This window comes from Duganella sp. Dugasp56 (genome assembly GCF_047304105.1).
GTDB lineage: Bacteria > Pseudomonadota > Gammaproteobacteria > Burkholderiales > Burkholderiaceae_D > Rugamonas > Rugamonas hordei.
The window spans coordinates 89,114-95,196 of the sequence record NZ_JBGLYQ010000030.1; the positions used below are offsets into that span (position 1 = coordinate 89,114).

General features: G+C 65.6%; 4 protein-coding genes. 2 read left to right on the forward strand and 2 right to left on the reverse strand.

The window, feature by feature from the left end:
* Nucleotides 1–133 precede the first annotated feature (133 nt).
* Entirely contained in the window at nt 134–1,753 is a 1,620-nt protein-coding gene (locus ACCD07_RS21045; RefSeq protein WP_413448451.1) for a methyl-accepting chemotaxis protein, read from the forward strand.
* A gap of 12 nt (nt 1,754–1,765) precedes the next feature.
* On the opposite strand, the gene ACCD07_RS21050 is transcribed toward ACCD07_RS21045, so the two are convergent.
* Both ACCD07_RS21050 and ACCD07_RS21055 read right to left on the reverse strand, forming a co-directional pair.
* A complete protein-coding gene (locus ACCD07_RS21050; RefSeq protein WP_353403255.1) occupies nt 1,766–4,132 on the reverse strand; it encodes a TonB-dependent receptor plug domain-containing protein in 2,367 nt (788 codons plus the stop codon).
* Between the two features lie 116 nt (nt 4,133–4,248).
* Nucleotides 4,249–5,142 carry a LysR family transcriptional regulator gene (locus ACCD07_RS21055; protein WP_176654124.1) on the reverse strand — a complete coding sequence of 298 codons (894 nt, stop codon included), beginning with the start codon at nt 5,140–5,142 and terminating at the stop codon, nt 4,249–4,251.
* Between the two features lie 120 nt (nt 5,143–5,262).
* On the opposite strand from ACCD07_RS21055, the gene ACCD07_RS21060 reads away from it, so the two are divergent.
* On the forward strand, nt 5,263–6,015 hold the full coding sequence (locus ACCD07_RS21060) for an SDR family NAD(P)-dependent oxidoreductase (protein WP_413448452.1): 753 nt from the start codon (nt 5,263–5,265) through the stop codon (nt 6,013–6,015).
* Nucleotides 6,016–6,083: the final 68 nt, after the last annotated feature.

Here is a 6,083-nt window from a genome sequence, read left to right on the forward strand (position 1 = left end):
CCGGTGTGGCGGCGGTCTGACAGTTGCAGAAAATTTCCGTCAGAGATGTCTGATTGACCATATACTGAAACCACAAAACTAAAACGCGGCAACCAAGAATTCAAGCCTTTGGTCTTACTCTGGGGAGCATGTGATGGGTATTGGAAACTGGAAGATAGGGGCCCGGCTCGCCGCCGGCCTGGGCGTGTCGATCATCTTCATGGTCGGCATTTCGGTGATCGGTATCGGCAATCTTGGCAAGTTGAATAACAACACCCAGGATCTCGCCGCCGACAAAATTCCCAAGGTGATACTGGCTTACGAAACGATAGGCGGTCTCAACGACATCGCCCGCGCCATGCGCAACGCCATGTTGTCCAAGGACCCCGCCGTGGTCAAGGCCGAGATGGAGCGGGTCGACAAGCGCAAGGTGGAAATCGCCGCCCGGCTGGACAAGCTGTCCGCGTTGATCGCCGACGACAACGACCCGCAAAGCAAAGCCAAGCTGCAAGCGGTGCTGGACGCGCGCGACAAGTATGCGACGGTGCAGACCGCCTTCGTGCAGATGTCGCACGACGAAAGTAAGCGCGAAGAGTCGGTCAATTACCTGTTGACGACGGTGCGCAAGGAGCAGACCGCCTACCTGAACTCCTTGACCGAGCTGGTCAAGTTCCAGAACGCTGCGGTCGAAGACGCGAGCGCCGTCGCCGCACAATCCTTCTCCAGCTCGCGCAACATGATGATACTGCTGACGGTGGTGGCGGCCGGGCTGGCGTCATGGGTGCTGTTCTGGATCACCGGCAGCATTACGCGGCCCTTGAACCGCGCGGTCGACATGGCGCAGGCGGTGGCCGGCGGCGACCTGACGATGCAGATGGAATGCACCACCACCGATGAAACCGGCCAGCTGCTGCGCGCGCTGATCGACATGAACGACAGCCTGGCGCGCACCGTCGGCCAGGTGCGCTCGGGCACGGATACCATCGCCACCGCGTCGAACCAGATCGCCAGCGGCAATATGGACTTGTCCAGCCGCACCGAACAGCAGGCCTCCAGCCTGGAAGAGACGGCATCGTCGATGGAGGAACTCACTTCCACCGTCACGCAGAACGCCGAGAACGCGCGCCAGGCCACCAAGCTGGTGGTGGCGGCGTCAGAGTTCGCCACCAAGGGCGGCGCGGTGGTGGGGCAGGTGGTGACCACGATGGGAGCGATCAAGGAAAGCTCGGGCAAGATCGTCGACATCATCAGCGTCATCGACGGCATCGCATTCCAGACCAACATCCTGGCCTTGAACGCGGCGGTCGAAGCGGCGCGCGCCGGCGAGCAAGGGCGCGGCTTCGCCGTGGTGGCGTCGGAGGTGCGCACGCTGGCACAGCGCTCGGCCAGCGCGGCCAAGGAAATCAAGGAGCTGATCGGCCGTTCGGTGCAGACGGTGGACGCCGGTTCGGCGCTGGTCGACGAGGCCGGCGTGACGATGGAAGGCATCGTCAAGGCGGTTAAGCAGGTGGCCGACATCATGACCCAGATCAGCGCCGCCAGCAGCGAGCAGAGCACGGGGATCGAGCAGGTCAATCAGGCCATCGTGTCGATCGACGATGTGACGCAGCAGAACGCCGCGCTGGTGGAGGAAGCCGCCGCCGCCGCGCAAAGCATGCGCGACCAGGCGGACTTGCTGGCGCAGGCGGTCAGCGTGTTCAAGCTGGCGGGGCAGGGCGGCTACTCGCCGCCACCGCCGCGCAAGCAGCGCACGCTGCTGACCGCGCCGGCCTGACCATTCCGGCCACTACCAGCTGTAGCCGGCCTTGGCGTAGTAGTAGCGTCCGTTGAAGCCGTTCGGCGCGAAGCCGCTGTACGGATTGATGCCGTTGTTGTTGAGGTTGCCCGCCGACGTGACCTGGTCCGGATAACGGTTGGTCACGTTGTCGACGCCCGCGCTCAGGCGCCAGTTCTTGCCCAGCTTGACGCTGCCCGACAGGTCCAGCACCCACTGCGGATCGTAGACCTGGTCCAGCGTCGCATTGTTCTGCGGCACGGTGAAGCTGCCGTAGCGCGTCACCACGCCGCGCGCGCTCCACTGGCCCAGCGTCCAGTCGGTCGCCAGGCTGAACTTGTCCTTGGGCGAGCCGACGGTGATGCGGTTGATGGTCTGGCGGTCGATCAGGGTCAGGCCGTTGGCGGTCAGGATGGCCGGATTGTCGTTGACGTGCTCCAGCGAATTCTTGTTGTGGTTGTAGGCCGCGGTGAAATCGTAGCGGCCGCTCGAGGTATCCCAGCGATAGGTGCTGACCACGTCGACGCCGGTGGTGCGGGTGTCGATGGCGTTGGTGAAGTAGCGGCCGGCGCCGACCAGGATGCCCTGCTTGGCCAGCGCCGTCTGCAGCGCCGGCGACAGCGTCATGTTGGCCGACAGCGCGATGCGGTCGTCGATGTCGATGCGGTAGGCGTCGACCGTGGTGTTCCAGTTGCGGGTGGGCGACAGCTGCAGGCCGAGGCTGTAGTTGCGGGCTTTCTCGGCCTTCAGCGGGGTCGCGCCCAGCGCCGCCGCGGCGGCGCTGCCGACCGCGAAGGTGCCGGTTTCTATCGGCGTATTGACGCCGTTGACCACCGAGAAATTGGTGGTGGTGATGGTGTAGAACTGCTGCGCCAGCGACGGCGCGCGGAAGCCGGACGACGCCGTGCCGCGCAGCGACACTTCGGGCGAGAACGCATAGCGCGCCGAGCCCTTGGCCGAGGTGGTGTTGCCGAAATCGCTGTAGCGCTCATGGCGCAGCGCCGCCGACGCCGAGAACTGCCTGGTGATCTCGGCTTCGAAGTTGGCGTAGATCGATTCGTTGTGGCGGCTGTTGCTGCCGGCGTTCACCGGGCGGAAGCCGGAGAAGCCCTGGGCGCCGGTGCCGGTGTACGACGCCTCGTCGCCGGCGCCGATTTTATATTCCTCGTGGCGTGCCTCGACACCCAGCGCCACCGTCAGCGGGCCGCTGAAGGCCTGCACCGGGAATTCCCTGGCGACGTCGAAGTTGAACAGCTGCTGCGTGTTGGTCAGCTTGCCCGCGTAGAAGTGGGTCGGGCTGGCCGCGCCCAGCGTCTGGTTGACGGTGTGGTCCAGGTCCAGCTTGAACTCGTTGCTGCCGTAGTTCAGGCTCGCGTCCCAACGCCAGCCGGCCGCTTCGCCGCGCAGGCCGGTCACCAGCGACTGGTCGGTCGATGTGCTGTTCTCCAGCGGCAGGAAGCCTTCCGGGAACAGCGGCGTGCGCTGCGCCGTGCCGTTCAGCGCGGTGCGCCAGGTGGCGGCGGCCGACGTGTCGCGCTGGCCGTAGTTGGCGAAGGCGTACCAGTCGATGTCGTCGTTGACGCGGTACTGGCTGTTGACGAACAGCGTGCGCGGCTTGGTTTCAGGATCGCCGAAGCGTTGGTTGACCTTGCCGTAGCGCGGTTCGGCCGGATTGCGGAAGTCCGGTCCGGCGCGGTTGGTCGGATCGCGGTCGGCCGCCTCGACGGCGACGCGCACCCAGCCCTGGTCGCCCAGATTGAAGCCGGTCGAGCCGCGCACTGTTTTCTGCTTGCCGTCGCGCTTCTGGTATTCGCCGAAGCCGACTTCGACTTCGCCGCCGCCCGCGCCTTTTTTCAGGATGATGTTGATGACGCCGGCGATCGCGTCCGAGCCGTACTGTGCCGCCGCGCCATCGCGCAGCACTTCGATGTGGTCGATGGCCGACAGCGGGATCGCGTTCAAGTCCACCGGCGCCGAGCCGCGGCCCTGGGTGCCGTTGACGTTGACCACCGCCGACGTGTGGCGGCGCTTGCCATTGACCAGCACCAGCGTCTGGTCCGGCGACAGGCCGCGCAGCTGGGCCGGACGCACGGCGTCGCTGGCGTCGGCGCCGGAAGGGCGCGGGAAATTCATCGATGGCAGCAGGCGGCCCAGCACGGTGGCCAGCTCGGTCGAGCCGCTGGCCTGCAGCTCGCGCGCGCCGATGATGTCGATCGGCGATTCCGAATCGACGGTGCGGCGGTTCTTCGCATAGGTGCCGGTGACGACCACCGATTGCAGCTCGCCGTCGGCGACGGCTTGTTGGGCAAAGGCGGGGGTGAAAATGGAAGCGATCAGGCTGCTGAGCAGCAGGGGACGAGCGATGTGGCGTGAACTCATGTGGCGGTCTCTCTGGTTAGTGATGACTTGAGCTTATCAGTGCGCAAACCTGCTGCCCACGAATGGTTGCGTCTAATGATATTCAAGAACTGGATAACGTGCAGGAAACAACAACTTTATTGAATTCCCATGTGTTGCAGGTTGCCGGCATAGAAGTCGGCAAATGCGCGCGCGGCCGGCTTGGCGGCGCGGCCGGCGGCGAACACGGCATGCAGCTCGATGGCGCCCATGTCCCAGTCGGGCAGCACGCGCACCAGCGTGCCGTCGCCGAGCTCCTTCAGGCAGGCGCCCAGGCTCATCGAGGCGATGCCGATGCCGGCCACCGCCGCGGCCGTCGACACCTCGTTGACCGACACCGACAGCTGGCCGTCCACGCGCACCGACTGCGTCTTGCCGTCCCTGGTGAACTTCCACGGCGCGGCCAGCCGGCCGGGGCCGGCGATGATCGAATGCCGCGCCAGGTCGGACGGCGTTTGTGGCGTGCCGGCGCCGGCCAGGTAGGCGGGCGAGGCGGCGATCACGCGCGGCACGGCACCGAGGCGCTGCGCCACGGCGGTCGAATCGGGCAGGGAGCCGAAGCGCAGTCCGACGTCGACGCCTTCGGTGACCAGGTCCTGGCGCAGGTCGTCCAGCAGCAGTTCCACGCGCAGTTCGGGATGGCGCTGCAGGAAGCCGGGCAGCTTGGGCATCACGCCGCGGATGGCGAAGCTGGAGGACACGCCGACGCGCAGCAGGCCGCGTAGCTCGCCGGTGCCGCGCGCGGCCTGCTCCGCCTCGTCCAGGGCCGCCAGCACCGGTTCTATGCGGGCCAGGAAGTCGATGCCGGCCTCGGTCAGCGTGACGGCGCGGGTGGTGCGCACCAGCAGCGCGGCGCCGATGTGTTTTTCCAGGTTGGCGATCAGGCGCGAGACGGTCGGCTGCGGGATGTGGAGTTCGCGGCCCGCGGCCGAAAAACTGCCCTTGCGGGCGACGCGGACAAACAAGCGGAGGGTGAAGAGATGGTCATTCATGCGATTAATCCACTAGGTGAATAAATCATAGACGATTTCAGCAGCTACCGCAGGATTTATGCATGAGAGATGATCACTTCATCGGCAAGCATTCCGCTGGCCAATTTAAAGGAAATCATCATGTCTCAGAAAAAACTGGCAGGTAAAGTCGCTGTGGTCACCGGCGCATCGAAGGGCATCGGCGCGGGCATCGCCAGGGAATTGGCGGCGCAGGGCGCGTCGGTGGTGGTGAATTACGCGTCCAGCGAGCAGGATGCGGCCAAGGTGGTGGCGGAGATCATCGTCGCCGGCGGCAAGGCCATCGCGGTCAAGGCCAACGTCGCCATGCAGGCGGATATCGACAAGCTGTTCGCGGCCGCGCGCACCGCGTATGGCCGCCTGGACATCCTGGTCAACAACGCCGGCGTGTATGCGTTCGGCGGATTGGAGACGGTGACGGAGGAAAGCGTGCGCAGCATGTTCGACATCAACGTGACGGGTCTGCTGCTGTCCAGCAAAGCGGCCGTGGCGATGTTCCCTGCCGAAGGCGGCAGCATCGTCAACATCGGTTCGGTGGTGGGGGAGTTGCCGTTGCCGGGCGCGTCGGTCTACACCGCCACCAAGGGCGCGGTGAACACCATCACGCGCGGGCTGGCGAAAGAGCTGGGCGGCCGCAAGATCCGCGTCAACGCTGTCAATCCCGGCGCGACCGATACCGAAGGTTTCAACGCGGCCGGCATGAAAGGCGACCTGTCGGACATGATGATCGCCCAGACGCCGCTGGGTCGCCTGGGCACGCCGGCCGACATCGCCAAAGCCGTCGCCTTCCTCGCCTCCGACGACGCCGGCTGGATCACCGGCTCGCTGCTGGACGCCGCCGGCGGCTGGCGTTAAAACTGTAAAACTGGGGTCAGATCCGAAAATTGGACACGAACTCCGCCGTAGCGACCGCTACGGCGGAG